The organism is Defluviitalea phaphyphila, from assembly GCF_001466305.1.
In the GTDB taxonomy this organism is placed as follows: Bacteria; Bacillota; Clostridia; order Lachnospirales; family Defluviitaleaceae; genus Defluviitalea_A; species Defluviitalea_A phaphyphila.
The window spans coordinates 170,094-189,554 of sequence record NZ_JWID01000004.1 but is presented as its reverse complement, the minus strand read 5'-3'; the positions used below and the strand labels follow the sequence as shown (position 1 = coordinate 189,554).

Sequence of the window (19,461 nt, the reverse complement as noted above, 5' to 3'; positions counted from 1 at the left end):
TTTAACCGATATATGTATGTAAAGATCTTTATATTTTTATGAGATAGGTGAAATTATGTATATTAATTTTGTATCAGAACTTAGAATTATTAATAATATGAATTATATTCAGAGAAGACAAAATGTATTAGCATATCGTTTATCTACAGGAAAGAGAATTAATTCTGCAGCAGATGATCCAGCAGGATTTGCTATTTCTGAAAAAATGAAAGCTCAAATTAGAGGATTAAGACAAGCTCAAAGGAATGTTTTAGATGGTATTTCTCTTATACAAACAGCAGAAGGAACAATGAATGAAATTCATTCTGTATTACAAAGAATGAGGGAGTTAGCTGTACAAGCTGCTAATGGAACTAATACTGACGAAGACCGGGCAAAACTTAATGAAGAATTTCAATATTTAAAAGAAAGTATTTCTCAATTTGCAAGTAATGCAGAATTTAATACAGAGCCTATTTTAGATGGTTCTAAACAAGATAAAGGAAATGGGATAAATCTTCAAGTAGGTCCTAATGCTGGAGATATGGTAGAATTAGTAATTGGAGATATGACTGCCGTTGGAATAGGAATTAATTATTTAGATATTTCTACAATAGATAATGCTACTAAAGCTATGGAAAGTTTAGATAATGCTATTAGTATAGTCTCATCTCAAAGAGCAAATTTAGGAGCTATGCAAAATAGGTTAGAACATACTTTGAGTAACTTAGAAAATTACGAAGAAAATTTAACAGCAGCAGAAAGTAGGATAACAGATGCAGATATGGCAGAGACTATGATGGAATATACTAAGAATAATATGCTTTTAATGGCCAGTCAAACAATTTTAGCACAGTCATTTAAGATGAAAAGACAAAGTATTTTAATGTTATTAAAAAGTTTAGATGATTCTCATGATAGTGACAATATTTAAATAATAAAAAAATTGTCTTTACAAATATTCTTTACAGGAGTATACTTATAAATAAAAATTTAATAAATTGAAGTGCTAGGGGTGCCATTGGCTGAGAAGGAGAAATCCTAACCCTTGAACCTGATGTGGTTAGTACCACCGTAGGGAAGCATATAGAAATTCATAAGATATATTACTTATGTATTTTTATATATATTGTAAATATATAGGCTTGCCTGCGGGCAAGCTTTTTTTATATGTGTATAAAGGTACTCTTAGCATTTAGAAAATTTAATACAGGAGGTGAATAAGTGAAAATTATCTTAAATGGTAAAAAAGAAAATGTTCAAGAAAATATTACTCTTATGGATTTAATTTTATCTAAAAATTTAAATCCAGATACTATTGTAGTTGAATATAACTTAAATATCGTTAAAAAAGAGGAATGGAGTAATACTTTTTTAAAAGAAAATGATTCCATAGAAGTATTAAGATTTGTAGGAGGAGGATAAAATGGAAGATAAATTAGTAATAGGAGATGTGGTCTTAGAAAGTCGTTTATTTATTGGAACAGGGAAATATTCTGATGATAAAATGATTCCTAAAATCATAGAAAAAAGTGGAGCTCAAGTTATAACCGTTGCTTTAAGACGAATGGATTTTGAAGATAAATCTGAAAATGTTTTAAATTATATACCAAAAAATGTTAGGTTGCTTCCTAATACATCAGGAGCTAGAAATGCTAATGAAGCAGTTAGAATTGCGAGGCTTGCTAGAGCGGCCGGTTGTGGGAATTGGATTAAAATAGAAGTGATTTCAGATAATAAATATTTGCTACCTGATGGATATGAAACTATAAAAGCTACTGAAATATTAGCTAAAGAAGGATTTGTGGTACTACCTTATATAAGTCCAGACCTTATGGTAGCAAAGAGTTTAGTAGATGCTGGAGCAGCTGCAGTTATGCCCCTTGGAGCACCTATAGGAACAAATAGAGGACTTAAAACAAAAGAATTAATACAAATTCTTATTGATGAAATTTCTTTACCTGTAATTGTAGATGCAGGAATTGGAAAACCTTCAGATGCCTGTGAAGCTATGGAAATGGGAGCAGCAGCTTGTCTTTTAAATACTGCTATTGCTAGTGCAGAAGACCCTGTTCTTATGGCAGAAGCCTTCTCCCACAGTGTAAAAGCAGGAAGAAAGGCATATCTTGCAGGATTAGGATCTGTTTCAAAATATGCTAATGCATCATCTCCATTAACAGGATTTTTAGATTCAATAGAAAATTGTTGATAAAGAAGGGATTGATATGAGTTTTTATGATGAATATTTAAAATATAAAAATTTTAATTTTAATAAATTTTTTAGTAGTGTTACAGATAATCAAATTATAAAAAGTATTAATAAATCAAAATTAAATATAGAAGATTTTTTAGTTTTATTATCTCCAAAAGCCTCTAATTATTTAGAAGAAATGGCACAAAAGGCTCATAAACTTACTATACAACATTTTGGTAAAACTATATTACTTTACACTCCTTTATATCTTTCAAATTATTGTACTAATCAATGTGTTTATTGTGGATTTAATTGTTCTAATAAAATAAAAAGAAAACAGTTAAGTTTAGAGGAAGTGGAAGCTGAAGCTAAAGCTATAACAAGTACGGGACTTAAGCATATCATTATTCTTACAGGGGATGCTAGAAAGATTGCAACGGTAGAATACATTAAAGAATGTACTAGAATTCTTAAAAAATATTTTCCTTCTATTGCAATAGAAGTTTATGCTATGGAACAAGAAGAATATGAAATACTTGTAAAAGCAGGAGTAGATTTATTAACTATTTATCAAGAAACTTATAATGAAGAATTATATGATAAATTGCATGTAAAAGGACCTAAAAAAAATTATAGATATCGTTTAGAAGCTCCTGAAAGAGCTTGCAGAGCAAATATTAGAGCAGTAAATATTGGAGCACTTTTAGGGCTGGATAAAGAATGGAGAAGAGATGCTTTTTTTACAGGCCTTCATGCTTTTTATCTTCAAAATTTATATTTGGATACAGAAGTTAGTATATCTCTTCCTAGAATTAGACCACATGTAGGTAGTTTTAAACCAGGAGCTATAGTAAATAATAGAGATATGGTTCAATTTATGGTAGCTATAAGACTTTTTATGCCTAGAATTGGAATTACTATTTCTACTAGAGAGAATTCTAAATTTAGAGATAATATTATTCCCCTTGGAGTAACTAAAATGTCCGCCGGTTCTATTACATCTGTAGGAGGACATTCTAATAAAGATAATTATACTGGGCAATTTGAAACATCTGATAAGAGAGATGTAAATCAGATGAAAAATGCTATTTATAAAAGAGGATACCAACCAGTTTTTAAAGATTGGCATGCTATTTAAAGAGGTGATTTATGAATTATTTTGAAAAATCACTTATGAATACTATTGGAGAAAAAAGATTAAAAAAAATACAAAAAGTTAAAATAGGTATTGCAGGAGCAGGAGGTTTAGGCTCTAATTGTGCTTTTAATTTAGTTAGAAGTGGTTTTAAGAATTTTAAAATAGTTGATTTTGATATTATAGATTATTCTAATCTAAATAGACAGTTTTTTTATTATAACCAAGTAGGACTACCAAAAGTAAAGGCATTAAAAGAAAATTTAATGCAAATTAATCCGGATGTTAATATAGAAGATAGTCAGATTAAACTAAATAAAGATAATATGGATTTAATATTTAATGATTGTGATGTAGTAGTAGAAGCCTTTGATAAAGCAATTTATAAAAAAATGATTGTAGAAACTTATATAAATTCTAAAAAGTTAATAGTTTCAGCTTCTGGTTTAGGAGGATGGGGGAATAGCGATGAAATAAAAGTTCATAAAATTAAAGATAACTTTTATATAGTAGGAGATTTAATAACAGAAGTAGGAGAAAAAACTCCTCCTATATCTCCCAGGGTAAACATTACAGCAGCAAAACAAGCTGATATTATTTTAGAATATATCCTTAGAAAGGATGAAAATTTTGGATAAAATATATCGTATTATAGATGCTAATATAAATCGGGTATCAGAAGGGTTTAGGGTTTTAGAAGATTTATCACGATTTTATTATGAAGATTATAATTTAACAGAAAAACTTAAAAATATTAGACATAAAGTCAGAAAAATTATAAGTAATATGGATAAAATTATTGATTATAGGGATTCAATAAATGATTTAGGACTAGAAATTTCTAAAAAAAGTGATCTTGATAATAAAAAAAATTTAAACCAATTAATTACAAGTAATTTTAAAAGAGTTCAAGAAGGATTAAGAGTAATAGAAGAAAGTTTAAAAATAATAGGAGAATATGAAATATCAAAATTTTATGAAGGATTTAGATATGAATCTTATAATTTAGAGAAAATATATAATAATAAGTTAAAAAATATAAAAAAGAAAAAGTTAATAGATACAGATATATATTGTATTACAGCAGAAGAATATTCAAATGGAAGAGATAATATTACTGTTGTAAAAGAAATGATTAAAGCAGATATTAAAGTTATTCAATATAGAGAAAAAAATAAAAATAAATTACAAAAATATAAAGAATGTAAGATAATAAGAAAATTAACTAAGGAAGCAGGAGTGACTTTTATAGTTAATGATGATATAGATATAGCTTTAGCAGTAGAGGCTGATGGGATTCATATAGGGCAAGATGATCTTCCTATAGAAGAAGCTAGAAAATTAGTAGGAGAAAAAATGGTAATAGGCTTATCTACTCACTCTCCAAAGCAAGCTAGAGATGCTGTAGATAGAGGGGCAGATTATATAGGAGTAGGTCCAATCTTTAAAACTTTTACTAAAAAGGATGTATGTGATCCAGTAGGACTTACATATCTTCAGTATGCAGTAAAAAATATAGATATTCCCCATGTAGCTATAGGAGGAATAAAAGAAAATAATATATCTTCTGTAGTAAAAAATGGGGCTAGATGTATAGCTTTAGTTTCAGAAATTGTAGGAGCTTGTGATATACAAGAAAAAATTAAAAGGCTCAGAAACATTATTAAAGAAAATAAAATTGAAAGGGAGAATATAAATGCTTAATTATACAACTCAAATGGATGCAGCCAAAAAAGGAATTATTACTAAAGAAATGGAGATAGTATCACAAAAAGAACAAATAGATGTAGATAAGTTAAGAGAATTAGTTGCTAAAGGTAAAGTAGTTATCCCTGCTAATAAAAATCATACATCTTTAGAACCAGAAGGTGTAGGAGAAGGATTAAGAACGAAAATAAATGTTAATTTAGGAATATCTAAAGATTGCTGTAATATAGATTTAGAAATCAAAAAAGCAAAATATGCACTTAAATTAAAAGCAGAATCTATTATGGATTTAAGTTCTTATGGGAAAACTAGAGAATTTCGCCAAAAGCTTATAGGATTTTCAAAAGCTATGATAGGAACAGTACCTATATATGATGCAGTAGGATTTTATGATAAAGATTTAAAAGATATAACAGCAGAAGAATTTTTTGATGTAGTAGAAAAGCATGCCATGGATGGAGTAGACTTTATGACTATCCATGCAGGAATAAATAAAGAGACTGCTAAAAAATTAAAAAATAATAGGAGACTTACCCATATAGTATCTAGAGGTGGCTCCTTAATGTTTGCATGGATGGAACTTAATAATAAAGAAAATCCATTTTATGAATATTTCGATAGACTTCTCGAAATTTGTAAAAAATATGATGTTACTTTAAGTTTAGGAGATGCTCTAAGGCCAGGAAGTATTCATGATTCAACAGATGCTTCTCAAATAGAAGAATTAATAGTATTAGGAGAATTAACTAAAAGAGCATGGGAAGAAAATGTTCAAGTTATGATAGAAGGTCCAGGACATATGGCTATTAATGAAATAGAAGGAAATATGATGCTAGAAAAAAGATTATGTCACGGAGCACCTTTTTATGTTTTAGGTCCTATAGTAACAGATATAGCTCCAGGATATGATCATATTACCAGTGCCATAGGAGGAGCAATAGCAGCTTCAAGCGGAGCAGATTTTCTTTGTTATGTAACTCCAGCAGAACATCTTAGACTTCCAATTTTAGAAGATATGAAAGAAGGAATTATAGCTACAAAAATAGCAGCCCATGCAGCAGATATTGCAAAGGGAATAAAAGGAGCAAGAAATTGGGATAATGAAATGAGCAAAGCTAGAGCAGAACTTGATTGGAATAAAATGTTTGAATTAGCCATTGATCCAGAAAAAGCTATAAAATATAGGGAAGAATCCACTCCAGAACATGAAGATTCTTGTACTATGTGTGGAAGAATGTGTTCTATGAGAAATATGAAAAAGATTTTAAAAGGCGAAGATATAAATCTTTTAGCAGAATAGAATAAGTTTAGAAAAAGGAGTTTTTAAATACTCCTTTTTTTATAACTTATATTCTTATATATAGAATTTTACAAAAAGAAAAAATTATTTTTTTAGATAATATATTGAATTATTTAAATTAATTAATAAATTTGATTTTAAAATAAAAATAAAGTAATATATTAACATTACAAAAGAAAAAATAAAATATTAATTTTATATACATGGAGGGAAATGTTGTGAAAGTAACATCTAAAACTTTTTTAAAATCAAAAAAGGAAAATAAAAAACTTACAATGCTAACAGCTTATGATTATACAACAGCAAAATTAATAGATGAAGCTGGAATAGATGCCATATTAGTTGGAGATTCCCTTGGCATGGTAATGCTTGGCTATGAGAATACTTTATCTGTTACAGTAGAAGATATGATTTATCATACAAAAGCTGTAAAAAGAGGAGTAAAAAATGCATTAGTAGTAACTGATATGCCTTTTATGTCTTATCACATCAGTGTAGAAGAAAGCATAAAAAATGCAGGAAGACTTGTTAAAGAAGGAGGAGCAGAAGCTATAAAAATAGAAGGAGGAAAAGAAGTTGTTCCACAAATTAAAGGAATTATTAATGCAGGAATTCCTGTTATGGGGCATTTAGGGTTAACTCCTCAGTCGATTCATAAGTTAGGAGGATATAAGATACAAGGTAAAAACTTAGATGAAGCTAAAAAATTAATAGAAGATGCTTATATTTTACAGGAGGCAGGAGTATTTTCAATTGTTTTAGAGTGCGTACCATATCCTATTGCAGAACATATAGCAAAAAAACTTGATATACCTATTATAGGAATTGGAGCAGGAAAGGGCGTAGATGGACAAGTTTTAGTTTGTTTCGATTTGTTTGGTATGTATGAAGATATTCGACCTAAATTTGTAAAGCAATATTTAAATATGGGAGAAAAAATAAAAGAAGGAGTAAAAAAATACATAGAAGAAGTAAGACAGGGAATATTTCCAGAAGAAAAGCACAGCTATAATATGGATAAAAATATATTGGAAAAAATAATTAAAAATTAAACTTAAAAGGAGAAGATAGGTATGAAAAGGATAGATACTATATTAGAAATGAAAAAAGAAATCAAAAAAGTAAAAGAACAAGGGAAAAGTATAGGATTTGTACCAACTATGGGATTTTTACATCAAGGGCATGAATCATTAATAAAAAAGGCAAAGGGAACTTGTGATTGTGTTGTAGTGAGTATTTTTGTGAATCCAACTCAGTTTGGACCAGGAGAAGATTATGAAGATTATCCTAGAGATTTAGATAGGGACTTAAATATTTGTGAAAAAGATGGAGTTGATTTTGTTTTTGCTCCTTCTGTAAAGGAGATGTACCCTAAAGGATATAATACCTTTGTAAATGTAGAGGAAATTACAGATATACTATGTGGAGAAAAAAGGCCAGGACATTTTAGAGGAGTTGCCACTGTAGTTACTAAATTTTTTAATATTATAAAGCCTGATTTTGCATTTTTTGGAGAAAAAGATTATCAGCAATTAATTGTAATAAAGCAAATGGTAAAAGATTTAAATATGGATGTTAATATTGTAGGATGTCCTATTATAAGAGAAAAAGATGGATTAGCAAAAAGTTCAAGAAACAAATATTTGAATAAAGAAGAAAGAGAAGCTGCCACTATTTTATATAAAGCACTTCAAAAAGGAAAACAGCTTATAGGATTAAAAGCTTATTCTATTTCTGAAATAAAAGAAAGATTAGAAAAATATATTTCAAGTGAACCAAAGGCAAAGATAGATTATATAGAAATTTTAAATGCAGATACCTTAGAGATTCCAAAATCTTTAGATGAAAAATTAATAATAGCTTTAGCTGTAAAAATAGGAAAAACAAGACTAATTGATAATTGTATTATAGGAGGGTAGTTTTATGTTTTTACATTTCATGAAATCAAAAATACATAGAGCAGTAGTAACAGAAGCTAATTTAAATTATATGGGGAGTATTACTATTGATGAAACTTTAATGAAAGCTGCTGGAATTTTTGAAGGAGAAAAGGTGCAAATAGTAAATAATAATAATGGAGAAAGATTAGAAACCTATGTGATAAAAGGGGAAAAAGATAGTGGAATTATTTGTTTAAATGGTGCGGCAGCAAGAAAAGTACAAGTAGGAGATGAAATAATTATAATAGCTTATTGTATTATTAAAGAAGAAGATATAAAAAATCATAAGCCTAAAATAGTATTTGTTAATGAAAAAAATAAAATTATAAATTTAGATAATAAAGAAGCAAATAAATAAAATAAGTAGCAATAATTATAGCTACTTATTTTATTTTACCATTTATTTTGTAAAATAATTTTTAATTGAGAAAGTATATCAGATTCAAAAATTTTATGGTACAATATATAAATATCTTATGCAATTAATTAGTATCATAAAAAATACAAAAGACTTAGGAGTGACTTAGATTGAACAATAATAAATTAAAAGCTATTATTTTAATGCTTCTTTCTTCTTTTAGTTTTGCAGTTATGGGGGCTTTAGTAAAATTAGCAGGAGATATACCTAGTATAGAAAAGGCATTTTTTAGGAATTTAGTTAGTTTATTAATTGCTATTTTTGTAATAGTAAGAAGGAAACAAAATCCTTGGGGAAAAAAAGAAAATAGAAAATTTTTAATAGGAAGAGGTATTTGTGGTTCTATGGGATTATTAGCTTATTTTTATAGTATTGATAAATTATTACTAGCAGATTCTGGTATGTTAAATAAAATGAGTCCCTTTTTTGTAATTATATTTGCAGCCATATTTTTAAAGGAAAAAATCAAAAAATATCAAATAGTTTCTTTAATTATTGCTATTTTAGGTGTAATTTTTATTATTAAACCTAGTTTTCAGTTTCAAGAATCAATACCAGCGTTTATAGGTTTGATGTCAGGTGTATTTGCAGGAGCAGCATATGTATTTGTTAGTTATTTAGGTAATAGAGAAAATGCACATATTATAGTTTTTTATTTTTCTTTTATTTCTACTATTATAACTATTCCATACATTCTTTTTAATTTTACAAGTCCTAATGAAATTCAATTAATTTTGCTTATAGGAACAGGTATAACTGCTGCTATTGGTCAATTTTTACTTACCTATGCATATAAATTCGCTCCAGCAGGAGAAGTCTCTATTTATAATTATTCAAATGTAATATTTTCTAGCATTTTAGGCTTATTCTTATTCTCAGAAATTCCAGATATTTTAAGCTTTATGGGGTACATTCTTATTATTTTAGGAGGATATATTATTTATCGTTTTGGTAGAGTAAAGACTGCTTAACTAAAAAGGAGAGATATAATGGAAAATAAAAAATTAAGAGAAATCAAAAGAAGTTTAGAGGCTCTTCCTGTTTTAGAAAGGAGAAGGGAGAAGTTACAGTATACGATTAATGAAGCACAAAAAGAAGTTAATTCTTTATTAAAAAAATATGAATCAGAATCCTTAGATGTAGAACGTCTTGAAAAAGATTCTTTATCAACAACATTATTAAAATTTATTGGGAAATATGAAGACAAATTAGATAAAGAATCAAAAGAAATGATAGCAGCTAAAATGGAATATGATAAGGCGTGTCATAGACTAGAAGAATTACAAGCTCAACAGAATGAATTAATTAGCAGAATTTCTAGCCTAAAAAAAGATAAGGAAATTTACGAAGCAGAAGTAAAAAGAAGAGAAGAAATAATTTTATATAAATTTGATGATAAAGTATCAAAAATATATAGGCAATTAGAAGAAGAGAGAAAAGAACTTACTAGACAATTAGTAGAAATGGATGAAGCTATTAGTGCTGCAAAAAAAGTTATCTATACAGCAAGAAGTGTCCTAAGCCATTTAGAAAGTGCAGAAGGCTGGGCAACTTATGATGTATGGGTAAAAGGTGGTATTTTTACTCATATGGCAAAATATGACCATATAGACCAAGCGGAAGCTGATTTTAACAGATTACGTTATCAAATAAATGATTTAAGGAAGGACCTTTCTGATATAAACATAATAGATGTTCCACAAATTTCAGAAATTGATGGAACAACAAGAGTTTTTGATTTTTGGTTTGACAATATTTTTACTGATTTAAACGTTATGAATAGAATTAAAAGTAATATAGAAGAAATTAGAGCTTTAGAGAGAAAAATTGAGCATATAATCTACAATATAGAAAATAATAAATCACAAATTAATAATAAAATAGAAGAAATAGAGGAGAAGAAAAAAGAATTGATTATTTCTTTATAAAAAAGCAGGGAAAATTCCCTGCTCTTTTATTTACAAAGATTAGTATTAAGAAGATTGGATAAAAATATTAAAGAATGTTTTAATTTTTTCGTTATCAGGGAATTTTTTTATTAATGTTTTTAAATATTCATTAGCATAATCACTTCCCTTAGAATGTCTATATATATAAAAATTAGTTAAATAATGTTGTGGATTATCTGGTTCTAATTTAAGCAATTTTTCATTTATTTCCAATGATTTATCGTACTCATCTTGAGAAATATAACAATCAATTAATCTATCATATAAAGATGTCAAAACTAAGGAGTTATTATTATTTACTGAAAAATTTATTGCTTTATTTAATACACTGATAGAATCTTCATATTTTTCAAGATAAAAATAAGAATCAGCTATATATTTAAGGGCTAGAGGATAAGCAAATTTATCTTGTGTATCCATAGAAATATATTTATTAAAATAATCAATAGCACTATTATAGTCCTTTGATTCATAATAAAAATATCCTTTGTTATAGCAGATTAAGCTTAATTTATCTGTATCTTGTGCTTTTTTTGCTTTATCTTCCAGTATGTTAAGTATATCAATTCCCTCACTTAGTTTGTTTAACTCAAGTTTTGTATTTGCAAGATTGAATAAAGATTCTTCTGAAAATAGATTGTTAATAAATACTTTATCATAATATTGTTCTGCCTTTTTAAAATTTGATTCCGAATACATTAAGTTGCCTTTATTTATTAAGAATTGATTATATTTAAATATAGCAACTATAAATATAATAATTACAGCAATAGTTACAAAAAATTTTGACTTAATGGCAATCACCTCCTTTTTTAAAAATAATTTGAAATAAGATATAATTTATGTTATTATATCTTAGTATCCATATTATACATTAATTGTAATTATATATCAAGTAAAGAAATTGAAATTAATAATATTAATTACATGGAAGGAGATTATAATGAAAAAAATTAATAAAATTGCTACAGGAGTAATAATGACACTGTTAATGACTTCAAGTACATTTGTAAGTGCAGCTCCAACAAAAACTAATGAAATAGAAACTATTGTTCCTAGAGGAGCTTATGAGAAAAATATAATTACTCAATCAATAGGAGGTATCGTTCCATTAGGAGGAACAGGTTATGTAGATGCTTATAAGACTGTATCTGATACATCATATCTATATACAGCAGGAGCGAAAACTAAATCATATTTAACTTTAAAAGTACTTAACGGACATTTTTATTCTGATATAGGTGGTCATAAGTCAGTATATTTTGATAGAGATAACTCAGGAATATATTTATCTGAAGGTAATTGCTCTATCATATCTGGAGTTCCTGAATGGGAGAGTCATGATGGAAATAGATGGTTTGATGAAATTATAAGAGTGCAAGGAAATGAAGAAGACATATCATATTCAGCTAAGTTAACTTTGAATGAAGCTCTTGAAATATTGAATACAGGTGGACTAAAGTTATCATTGCCAAAAGTAGGAGAAATTTCAACAGAGTCACAACTGAGAACAGTATTTAGCGGCTCTACTGAGGTATCTTTTGATGTAACTATGACTTCAGATTTCAGAGAATATTATTATGCAAAACTTGAGATATTAGGAATTGGTTTAATAGATTTTACATTGGATCAAAACTAATTACATAACAATATATAATATATGTATAATATGGATATAAATATAGTGATAAAAAAATTAAGATCTTAATAAAAAAGAAACATTCTCTATACTAAAAACATTTAGTCATAGGAATGTTTCTTTTTATTTTAATAAATATATGGAATGATAGTTATCTTACTTAATAAAATCAGGAAGAGAATCTTCAGTATAGTATCCATATTCTATTGTGAAAAATTTATTAACATGTATTTCTACTAAATATTTATATTTGTTATCCCTTCTAGAGTTAAGATAAGAACGAAGAATTTCTTCTATTTTATTTTTGTCGGTTATTTCCCAAGTATTTACATAAAGTAAGGATTCATCTATATTCCCTAATAAATCATATACGTTATTTATAGGGTCTTTTAATTCTTTTATAATAATTTTATCTACATCTTGAGGCAAGATTCTAGCATTTTGAATATAGTTCTTTTTTATAAGCCAATTTTCTAGATTTGTATAATATTTTTCAAAACTCTTACGTATTAATTTATTTTCATAATCAATGTTAAGAGTTGATGTTGAATTTGCGTCCTTTAAATAAATATTTATATAACCCCAATTATCAGTTTCACTTGTTAATTCTTCATAAGATGCATCAAGAATTTCTTGTTTTAAAATTTCTAAGTATTCTTTAATTTCTTCAGGATTTGTAATGATAAGATTTCTATTTACTATATTAGATACTAGCTCAATTTTTTGTATATCGTTATAATTAGTACGAAATAAATTATAATTATACATTTTTTTATATTGGGAAGAAACTATAATTTGTTGATGATTTATATCATTAGCAATATAATCATAAGGAATAATGTAATTTCTTTTTATAGTTTTATTATTATTTAGTATATATGTTATTGGTAAATGAGTTTTTACATCATTTTGATTATTTATTATATTGTTTTTATCAAGGATAATTCGTTTATGAATGTTTTGGATTTTTTTTATAATATCCTTATCATCAATTGGGATAATTAAATCTTTATCATTATAAGATATATCATATACCACTCCTTTTATTTCATTAATATCAGGGATTCTTGTTTCATATCCTAATAAGTCTGTTTTTAAAATAACACCTATAATAAGTATAATTCCTACATATATGGAGTATCCTTTTAATTTATGGAATACCCATATAGTTTTTTCTATAAGCATTTCTGAAATAACATATCCAATTAATGAGCCTAAAAACATTCCTAGATATAGCCAAAGATTTTGATATGGGCTTTTATAAAAAAGTTCTGAAAGATAAATTCCTACCATACTCATGCTGCAAAAAGTTACTCCGTATTTAAATACAGTTTTTAAGCTATTAAAAACAATGGGATTAGAAGCATTTTCTAAGTTTCTTTTTTTGTATGAGATATAACTTAAAATATATAATGCAATACATACACCTAGGAAAAATATAATTCTTTTCCAATTTAGGGGAGAAGAATTAATAGTGTATACCAAAGGAATAATATTTTGTTCTAAGTAAGTATTTCCTAAATAAATACTTGAATTAAATCCGAATAAAAATTTTTCTAATAAAACCGTAGAGAATCCTATCAAAGTAATAGGTAAAAATGGAAAAACTACTGCACATAAGATATGTATAAATAATGTTCCAGTGATCATTCCAGCGAAAGTAGCAATTAAAAAGATTATAGAAGATGAAAGTATACTAAATATAAAATCAGTCCAAATTCTTTTTATAGAAAAGAAATTAATAAACCAGGTTGGAAGAATATCTTGTTCTAAGTTAGTACATATTAGGTATAATATAATTGTATTTAAAATAAGGGGAACTATAAGTAAAATCATTCCTGATAATATATGGCTATTAAATAACTGATTTCTTGTAAAAGGCAGGGCATGCATCATACCAGTAGACTTTTTTGATTGAAGATAATTAAATAATACAATAGCAAATAATATAGATGTACATAATATAAATATACTTTCGACTTCATAAGAAGCACGGGTTAAATAGTAATCATTATGATAAATTTCTTCATTTAGTTCATTATTAGCAAACATACTTAATATGTGCAGAGGTTTTACGGCAAATAGTGCTAAAAAATATATAACACTAATGGGCCAAAAACGTTTTAAGTTTTCTTTAATTAAATTAAAGTTAAAGAATAATTCCTTCGATTTCATATCCTTCTCCTCCTAACTCATACATAAATATTTCTTCAAGGGTAAGGGGTAATACGTCTACAAAAAGTGGATTATAAGAGTTAATAAGGTTTAAGCAATCTTTTTGATTTCCCTTCATAATTAAAACCCATACACTGCCTCTTTTTTCTTTGTAAAGAATATTATCTTTATTAATAAGTTTTTGTGGAATATCATTTTTATAAGCCACTTGAATTTTATATATATCAGATTTTAAATCATCTAAGTCTCTTTCAAGAACAATTTCTCCATTATTAAGTATTCCAACATAATCGCATACATTCTCAATTTCTTTTAAATTATGAGAAGAAATAAGTACGCTCATTTCTCTTTCAGCCACATCTTGAATAATAAGATTCCAAACTTTTTTCCTGATTAAAGGGTCTAATCCATCAATGGGTTCATCTAAAATCATGACCTTTGGCATAATAGAAAGAGTAAGCCAAAAAGCAACTTGTCTTTGCATACCTTTAGATAGATGAGAGATTTTTCTTTTTTCATTTATATTAAAGAATTTTTGAAGATTTTCATAACGTTTTTGATTCCAAGTTGGATAAATTTTTTTATAAAATGAAGCCATTTGTTTTATATTGTATTGTGAAAAAAAGAAAAGTTCATCGGGGATATATCCTATTTTTTGCTTAGTTTTTATATTTTCATATATTGGTTCACCATCAATTGTTATTTTCCCTTTATCCTGTTTAAAAGTACCAGTTAAATGTTTTATCAACGTGGTTTTACCAGCGCCATTAGGACCAATTAAGCCATATATAGAACCTTTTTTTACATTAAGATTAATATTATTTAAGACTTTAATTTTTTCAAAAGATTTATATAGAGATTCAACTTTAATCACTATTTTCCCCTCCCTTTGAATTTTGATATATTTCTTCTATAAGATTAAGAAGTTCCTCTTTTTCAATTCCCATGTAGATGAGTTCTAGTAAATTTTTAGTAATTTCATCTTTTAACTTTTTCACTTTATTTTCATCCACCTTTTTAAATTTTTCATTTACAAAGTTTCCTCTGCCTCTTATAGAATATATATATCCTTGACGTTCTAATTCTTTATATGCCTTTTGTATTGTATTAGGATTAACTGTGATTTGAGAAGCTAATTCTCTGACAGAGGGCATCTTTTCATTAGGTTTTAACACGCCATTAATAATTAGAGATTTAAATTTATCTACAAGTTGTTCATAGATTGGTTTTCTACTTTTTAAATCTATTTCAAACATGAACCTCCTCCTAAACAAATGTATTAAGTGTAATATTATAAATAATACACTCAATACACATTATAAATAAAAATATAAAATTGTCAATATAAATTTTAAAAAAAATATTGAAAATGATTATCAATATTATTGACAAGTTATTTAAATAATAGTATATTTAATATTGTATATATTATAAAAACAATACAGAATATGTAAAAAAGTATAAATGAAAAATGTATAAGGAGGATTTTACATTGAGTATAGTAATTATTGGAGGCAATGAGAGGATGGAATGTAAATACAAAGAAATATGTAAAAGGCATAATTGCAAAGTAAAAGTATTTACAAAAGTATCAGGAAGTTTGCGCTCAAAAATAGGAAATCCTGACCTTATCATATTGTTTACATCAACAGTATCGCATAAAATGGTTAGATGTGCGGTAGCAGAAGCTGAAAAAAATAATATTACTATAGAACGTTGTCATAATAGTAGTATTAATGCTTTAAAAAAGATTATGGAAAATTATTTTAGTGATAAGTTAGCCAATGCTAATTAAAGTATATTATGTTTTTAGTATTTTTATAATACATAAATTTACAAAATATTATTTTATATATTCTTTTTCCCATGTATAATATAATAAATAATAAAAATTTTTAATTACAATTGATGGGAGAGAAGAATGTGAAACTAATATCTTGGAATGTAAATGGACTTAGAGCTTGTGTAAAAAAAGGATTTATGGATTTTTTTAAAGAAATTGATGCAGATATTTTTTGTATTCAAGAAACTAAATTGCAAGAAGGACAAATTGAATTAGACCTTGATGGATATTATCAATATTGGAATTATGCAGAGAAAAAAGGTTATTCAGGAACTGCTATTTTTTCCAAAATAAAGCCTATTAATGTAGTTTATGGAATAGGAGAAGAAGAACATGATAAAGAAGGAAGAGTAATTACCCTAGAATTTCATAAGTTTTTTTTAGTAACTGTATATACTCCTAATTCTCAAAAAGGACTTACAAGACTTGATTATCGTATGAAATGGGAAGATTCTTTTTTAACCTATTTAAAAAAATTAGAAAAGACAAAACCAGTTATTTTTTGTGGAGATTTAAATGTTGCCCATAAGGAAATAGATTTGAAGAATCCAAAGACCAATCGTAAAAATGCGGGATTTACTGATGAAGAAAGAAGTAAATTTGATGCACTATTAAATGCAGGATTTATTGATACTTTTAGGTATTTTTATCCAGAAAAACAAGGAGCGTATACTTGGTGGTCTTATATGTTTAATGCAAGAGCTAATAATGCAGGATGGCGTATAGATTATTTTTGCGTTTCAAATAGTTTAAAAAATGAATTAAAAGATGCGATGATTTATAGTGATGTAATGGGATCAGATCACTGCCCAATAGGACTTGAAATATTTTAAAAGACGAGATTTAATCATTTCTCGTCTTTTTACTTAGTCTTTTAATTCGTCTTTTTTCTGCTTCTTCATATTCTTTTTTTTCCTCCTCTGTTTCAGGAATAAGAGGAGGTACTGGAGTAGGCTTTCCATTATCATCTAAGGCAACAAAAGTTAAATAAGCTTGATTAGTCAATATTACAGCACCTGTTTTAAGATTTTCAGCATATACTTTTACTTTAACTTCCATAGAAGTCCTTCCTACCCAAGTTAATTTAGCTTTTAACATAACTAGTTCACCCATTCTAACCGGATGTTTAAAATCTAGGCTGTCCACATATACAGTAGCTACGGTTTTATTAGAATGTCTTGAAGCAGCCATTGCTCCTGCTATATCAATCCAATGCATAATTCGACCGCCAAGTAAATTACCAAGAACATTTGTATCATTAGGAATTACCAATTCAGTCATTTCAACTGCGGATTCTTTGGGAGTTTTTCCATTCATATTTCTATCCTCCTAAATAACTTTATATATTTTCTATTTTAAAATTTAAAATTTATTATATCACATAGAAAATTGACTTTTAAAGTATTAACTATTTTCTAAAATAATTAAAGAAATATTGCATATATAAATACCTTATGTTAGTATAAAGACTGTATTATTGTATTAAACAAAGGCGTTTAAGACGAATAACTCGTTTTAAATGCCTTTATTTTGTTTAGGAGGGGATAATATGCAAAAGCATGGCACAAGAGTTATTCAATTATCATTAATATTATTTTCTATAATTTATATCGGTCTTATATTAAATCAAGGATTTGGAATAAAACTTTGGTTTTACGCAATTATTTTAATAATTATAACAGAATATTTTCGAATTTTTTATGTTAAAGAAATTAAAAATTTAAAAAAAGAAAAGAATAAATATGAAACAGAGTTCAAAAATTTTAATAATGAAGTTCAAGTAGCTTCAAGTCAAGTTTTATCAGTATCAGAACAATTAGGAATTACATTAGAAGAAAATAATGGATTTACAAAAGAATTATTTTTAAGAATAAAGGAAATGACAGATTTAAATGAAACAGTAAGTAGTAATATTTATAATACTATAACTAAAATAAAAGAATTGATTAAAATGATAGAAGAGACTGGAAATACTTCCTACTCTACTCAAACTCAAAGTTTAGAATCAGAACATATAATTACAAAAAGTTTAAATGAAATAATGAATATTGTAAATAATGTAAAAGATATACAAGAAACTACTAATAGTGCTATGAAATATGTAGAAAATTTAAGCAAAGTATCAAAGCAAATACAATATATTTTGGATACAGTTGATGAAATATCTAGGCAAACTCATCTTTTAGCTTTGAATGCATCTATTGAATCTGCAAGAGCTGGAGAAGCTGGAAAAGGGTTTGGAGTAGTTGCTGATGAAATTAGAAAACTTTCGTATAATACAGGGGAAGCAGTAAAAAATATAGGAGAACTTGTTGATAATATCAATAAGGAAATAAAAAATGTTTATGAAATTATGGAGGAGAATTCTAAAAGAGTATCTGAAGGAATGAAAGTTTCTAATAATATTGAAAAAAACCTTATTAATATTAATGTGACATTTAAAAACATAGTAAACATGGTTGAAAAAATAAGTACTTTATCTCAAGAAGAAGTTTCTGTAACAGAAGAAGTAACTAATATTATTGAAAATATAGAAGAAAAAATTAATCAAGTTAATAATAGTGTAGATAAGGTACATACCTCGGTAAAATTTCAAAAAAAAGGTATGGAAGAGATAGCACATATGGGTAAAAGATTAAATAATGCTTCACAAAATTTAATGGAGGTATTTAATAAATTAGATTATGATATAGTAAATTTAGATAATGAAAAAATTAAACAAAATATATCAAATGCTTTAGAAATTATTAAAGAAGAAATAAATAAAAATAAAAATATACTTAGTATGGATTCAAAAATTCATAAAGAAATTTTATCAAGTCTTATAGAAAAATATAAATTTATAGAAGCAATATGGAGTAATGATTTAAAGGGAAGATTTGTATGTTCAATTCCTGAATCTGGGATTGCTAATGGTAATATTCGTGAATGGTTTAAAAGAAGTATTAAGGGAGAAGAATATGTTTCTGATGTATATATTTCAGCAATAACAAAAAAACCTTGTATAACCATATCATTTCCTATTTATAATAACAATAATATAATAGGAGTAATAGGTTTTGATTTAAAGATGGAAAATTAATATTTTCTATTTTTTAAAATTATGCTACTATTATAATTGTATTTATAATCATATTTTTTACATAAATTTATTTTTGTACTAGCTGTCTTTAATTTGACAG

General features: G+C 26.6%; 21 protein-coding genes and 1 riboswitch. Of the genes, 16 read left to right on the top strand and 5 right to left on the bottom strand.

Features of this window, described 5'->3' with window-relative positions; translation table 11 throughout:
- Positions 1–55: 55 nt before the first annotated feature.
- The 12 genes from OM90_RS04730 to OM90_RS04675 all read left to right on the top strand — a co-directional run bounded on the left by OM90_RS04730 (position 56) and on the right by OM90_RS04675 (position 10,601).
- Entirely contained in the window at positions 56–913 is an 858-nt protein-coding gene (locus OM90_RS04730; RefSeq protein WP_058485751.1) for a flagellin, read from the top strand.
- Positions 914–980: 67 nt separating this feature from the next.
- A riboswitch (TPP riboswitch) is annotated at positions 981–1,077 on the top strand.
- A 126-nt stretch (positions 1,078–1,203) separates the two neighbouring features.
- Positions 1,204–1,404, top strand: a complete 201-nt coding sequence (gene thiS / locus OM90_RS04725) for a sulfur carrier protein ThiS (RefSeq protein ID WP_058485750.1) — start codon at positions 1,204–1,206, stop codon at positions 1,402–1,404.
- A 1-nt stretch (position 1,405) separates the two neighbouring features.
- Positions 1,406–2,188 (top strand): thiazole synthase, encoded by a 783-nt coding sequence (locus OM90_RS04720; RefSeq protein ID WP_058485749.1) that lies wholly within the window; start codon positions 1,406–1,408, stop codon positions 2,186–2,188.
- Positions 2,189–2,204: 16 nt separating this feature from the next.
- Positions 2,205–3,311 carry a 2-iminoacetate synthase ThiH gene (thiH, locus tag OM90_RS04715; RefSeq protein WP_058485748.1) on the top strand — a complete coding sequence of 369 codons (1,107 nt, stop codon included), beginning with the start codon at positions 2,205–2,207 and terminating at the stop codon, positions 3,309–3,311.
- An 11-nt stretch (positions 3,312–3,322) separates the two neighbouring features.
- On the top strand, positions 3,323–3,946 hold the full coding sequence (thiF, locus tag OM90_RS04710) for a sulfur carrier protein ThiS adenylyltransferase ThiF (protein ID WP_058485747.1): 624 nt from the start codon (positions 3,323–3,325) through the stop codon (positions 3,944–3,946).
- Positions 3,939–5,012: a thiamine phosphate synthase gene (locus OM90_RS04705; RefSeq protein ID WP_330381832.1), complete on the top strand. Its 1,074-nt coding sequence runs from the start codon at positions 3,939–3,941 to the stop codon at positions 5,010–5,012. The genes thiF and OM90_RS04705 overlap by 8 nt, the downstream gene beginning before the upstream one ends.
- Positions 5,005–6,315 carry a phosphomethylpyrimidine synthase ThiC gene (gene thiC, locus OM90_RS04700; protein ID WP_058485745.1) on the top strand — a complete coding sequence of 437 codons (1,311 nt, stop codon included), beginning with the start codon at positions 5,005–5,007 and terminating at the stop codon, positions 6,313–6,315. Before OM90_RS04705 ends, thiC begins: the two co-directional genes overlap by 8 nt.
- Before the next feature lie 218 nt (positions 6,316–6,533).
- Positions 6,534–7,367: a 3-methyl-2-oxobutanoate hydroxymethyltransferase gene (panB, locus tag OM90_RS04695; RefSeq protein ID WP_058485744.1), complete on the top strand. Its 834-nt coding sequence runs from the start codon at positions 6,534–6,536 to the stop codon at positions 7,365–7,367.
- A gap of 21 nt (positions 7,368–7,388) precedes the next feature.
- Entirely contained in the window at positions 7,389–8,234 is an 846-nt protein-coding gene (panC, locus tag OM90_RS04690) for a pantoate--beta-alanine ligase (protein WP_058485743.1), read from the top strand.
- A 4-nt stretch (positions 8,235–8,238) separates the two neighbouring features.
- Positions 8,239–8,613 (top strand): aspartate 1-decarboxylase, encoded by a 375-nt coding sequence (gene panD / locus OM90_RS04685; protein ID WP_058485742.1) that lies wholly within the window; start codon positions 8,239–8,241, stop codon positions 8,611–8,613.
- A gap of 170 nt (positions 8,614–8,783) precedes the next feature.
- Positions 8,784–9,644 (top strand): DMT family transporter, encoded by an 861-nt coding sequence (locus OM90_RS04680; protein WP_242860862.1) that lies wholly within the window; start codon positions 8,784–8,786, stop codon positions 9,642–9,644.
- A gap of 18 nt (positions 9,645–9,662) precedes the next feature.
- Complete coding sequence (locus OM90_RS04675) at positions 9,663–10,601, top strand: hypothetical protein (RefSeq protein ID WP_058485741.1); 939 nt, start codon at positions 9,663–9,665, stop codon at positions 10,599–10,601.
- 45 nt (positions 10,602–10,646) lie between these two features.
- Here the strand turns inward: OM90_RS04675 and OM90_RS04670 are convergent, their stop codons facing one another.
- On the bottom strand, positions 10,647–11,321 hold the full coding sequence (locus tag OM90_RS04670) for a tetratricopeptide repeat protein (RefSeq protein WP_144428540.1): 675 nt from the start codon (positions 11,319–11,321) through the stop codon (positions 10,647–10,649).
- Between the two features lie 244 nt (positions 11,322–11,565).
- Between OM90_RS04670 and OM90_RS04665 the strand changes: the two genes are divergently transcribed.
- On the top strand, positions 11,566–12,261 hold the full coding sequence (locus tag OM90_RS04665; RefSeq protein WP_058485739.1) for a hypothetical protein: 696 nt from the start codon (positions 11,566–11,568) through the stop codon (positions 12,259–12,261).
- A gap of 156 nt (positions 12,262–12,417) precedes the next feature.
- On the opposite strand, the gene OM90_RS04660 is transcribed toward OM90_RS04665, so the two are convergent.
- From OM90_RS04660 to OM90_RS04650, 3 genes are read right to left on the bottom strand one after another with little or no spacing between them, the layout of a single operon-like run.
- Positions 12,418–14,436, bottom strand: a complete 2,019-nt coding sequence (locus tag OM90_RS04660) for a hypothetical protein (RefSeq protein ID WP_058485738.1) — start codon at positions 14,434–14,436, stop codon at positions 12,418–12,420.
- Positions 14,411–15,310 (bottom strand): ABC transporter ATP-binding protein, encoded by a 900-nt coding sequence (locus OM90_RS04655; RefSeq protein ID WP_058485737.1) that lies wholly within the window; start codon positions 15,308–15,310, stop codon positions 14,411–14,413. Before OM90_RS04655 ends, OM90_RS04660 begins: the two co-directional genes overlap by 26 nt.
- Complete coding sequence (locus OM90_RS04650; protein WP_058485736.1) at positions 15,303–15,692, bottom strand: GntR family transcriptional regulator; 390 nt, start codon at positions 15,690–15,692, stop codon at positions 15,303–15,305. Before OM90_RS04650 ends, OM90_RS04655 begins: the two co-directional genes overlap by 8 nt.
- Before the next feature lie 236 nt (positions 15,693–15,928).
- Here OM90_RS04650 and OM90_RS04645 point away from each other — a divergent pair, with 236 nt between their 5' ends.
- A complete protein-coding gene (locus OM90_RS04645) occupies positions 15,929–16,231 on the top strand; it encodes a DUF2325 domain-containing protein (protein ID WP_058485735.1) in 303 nt (100 codons plus the stop codon).
- A gap of 128 nt (positions 16,232–16,359) precedes the next feature.
- Positions 16,360–17,112 (top strand): exodeoxyribonuclease III, encoded by a 753-nt coding sequence (locus tag OM90_RS04640; protein WP_058485734.1) that lies wholly within the window; start codon positions 16,360–16,362, stop codon positions 17,110–17,112.
- A gap of 10 nt (positions 17,113–17,122) precedes the next feature.
- Here OM90_RS04640 and OM90_RS04635 read toward each other — a convergent pair whose 3' ends face one another.
- Entirely contained in the window at positions 17,123–17,596 is a 474-nt protein-coding gene (locus OM90_RS04635; RefSeq protein WP_058485733.1) for an acyl-CoA thioesterase, read from the bottom strand.
- A gap of 232 nt (positions 17,597–17,828) precedes the next feature.
- On the opposite strand from OM90_RS04635, the gene OM90_RS04630 reads away from it, so the two are divergent.
- On the top strand, positions 17,829–19,361 hold the full coding sequence (locus OM90_RS04630) for a methyl-accepting chemotaxis protein (RefSeq protein ID WP_058485732.1): 1,533 nt from the start codon (positions 17,829–17,831) through the stop codon (positions 19,359–19,361).
- Positions 19,362–19,461: the final 100 nt, after the last annotated feature.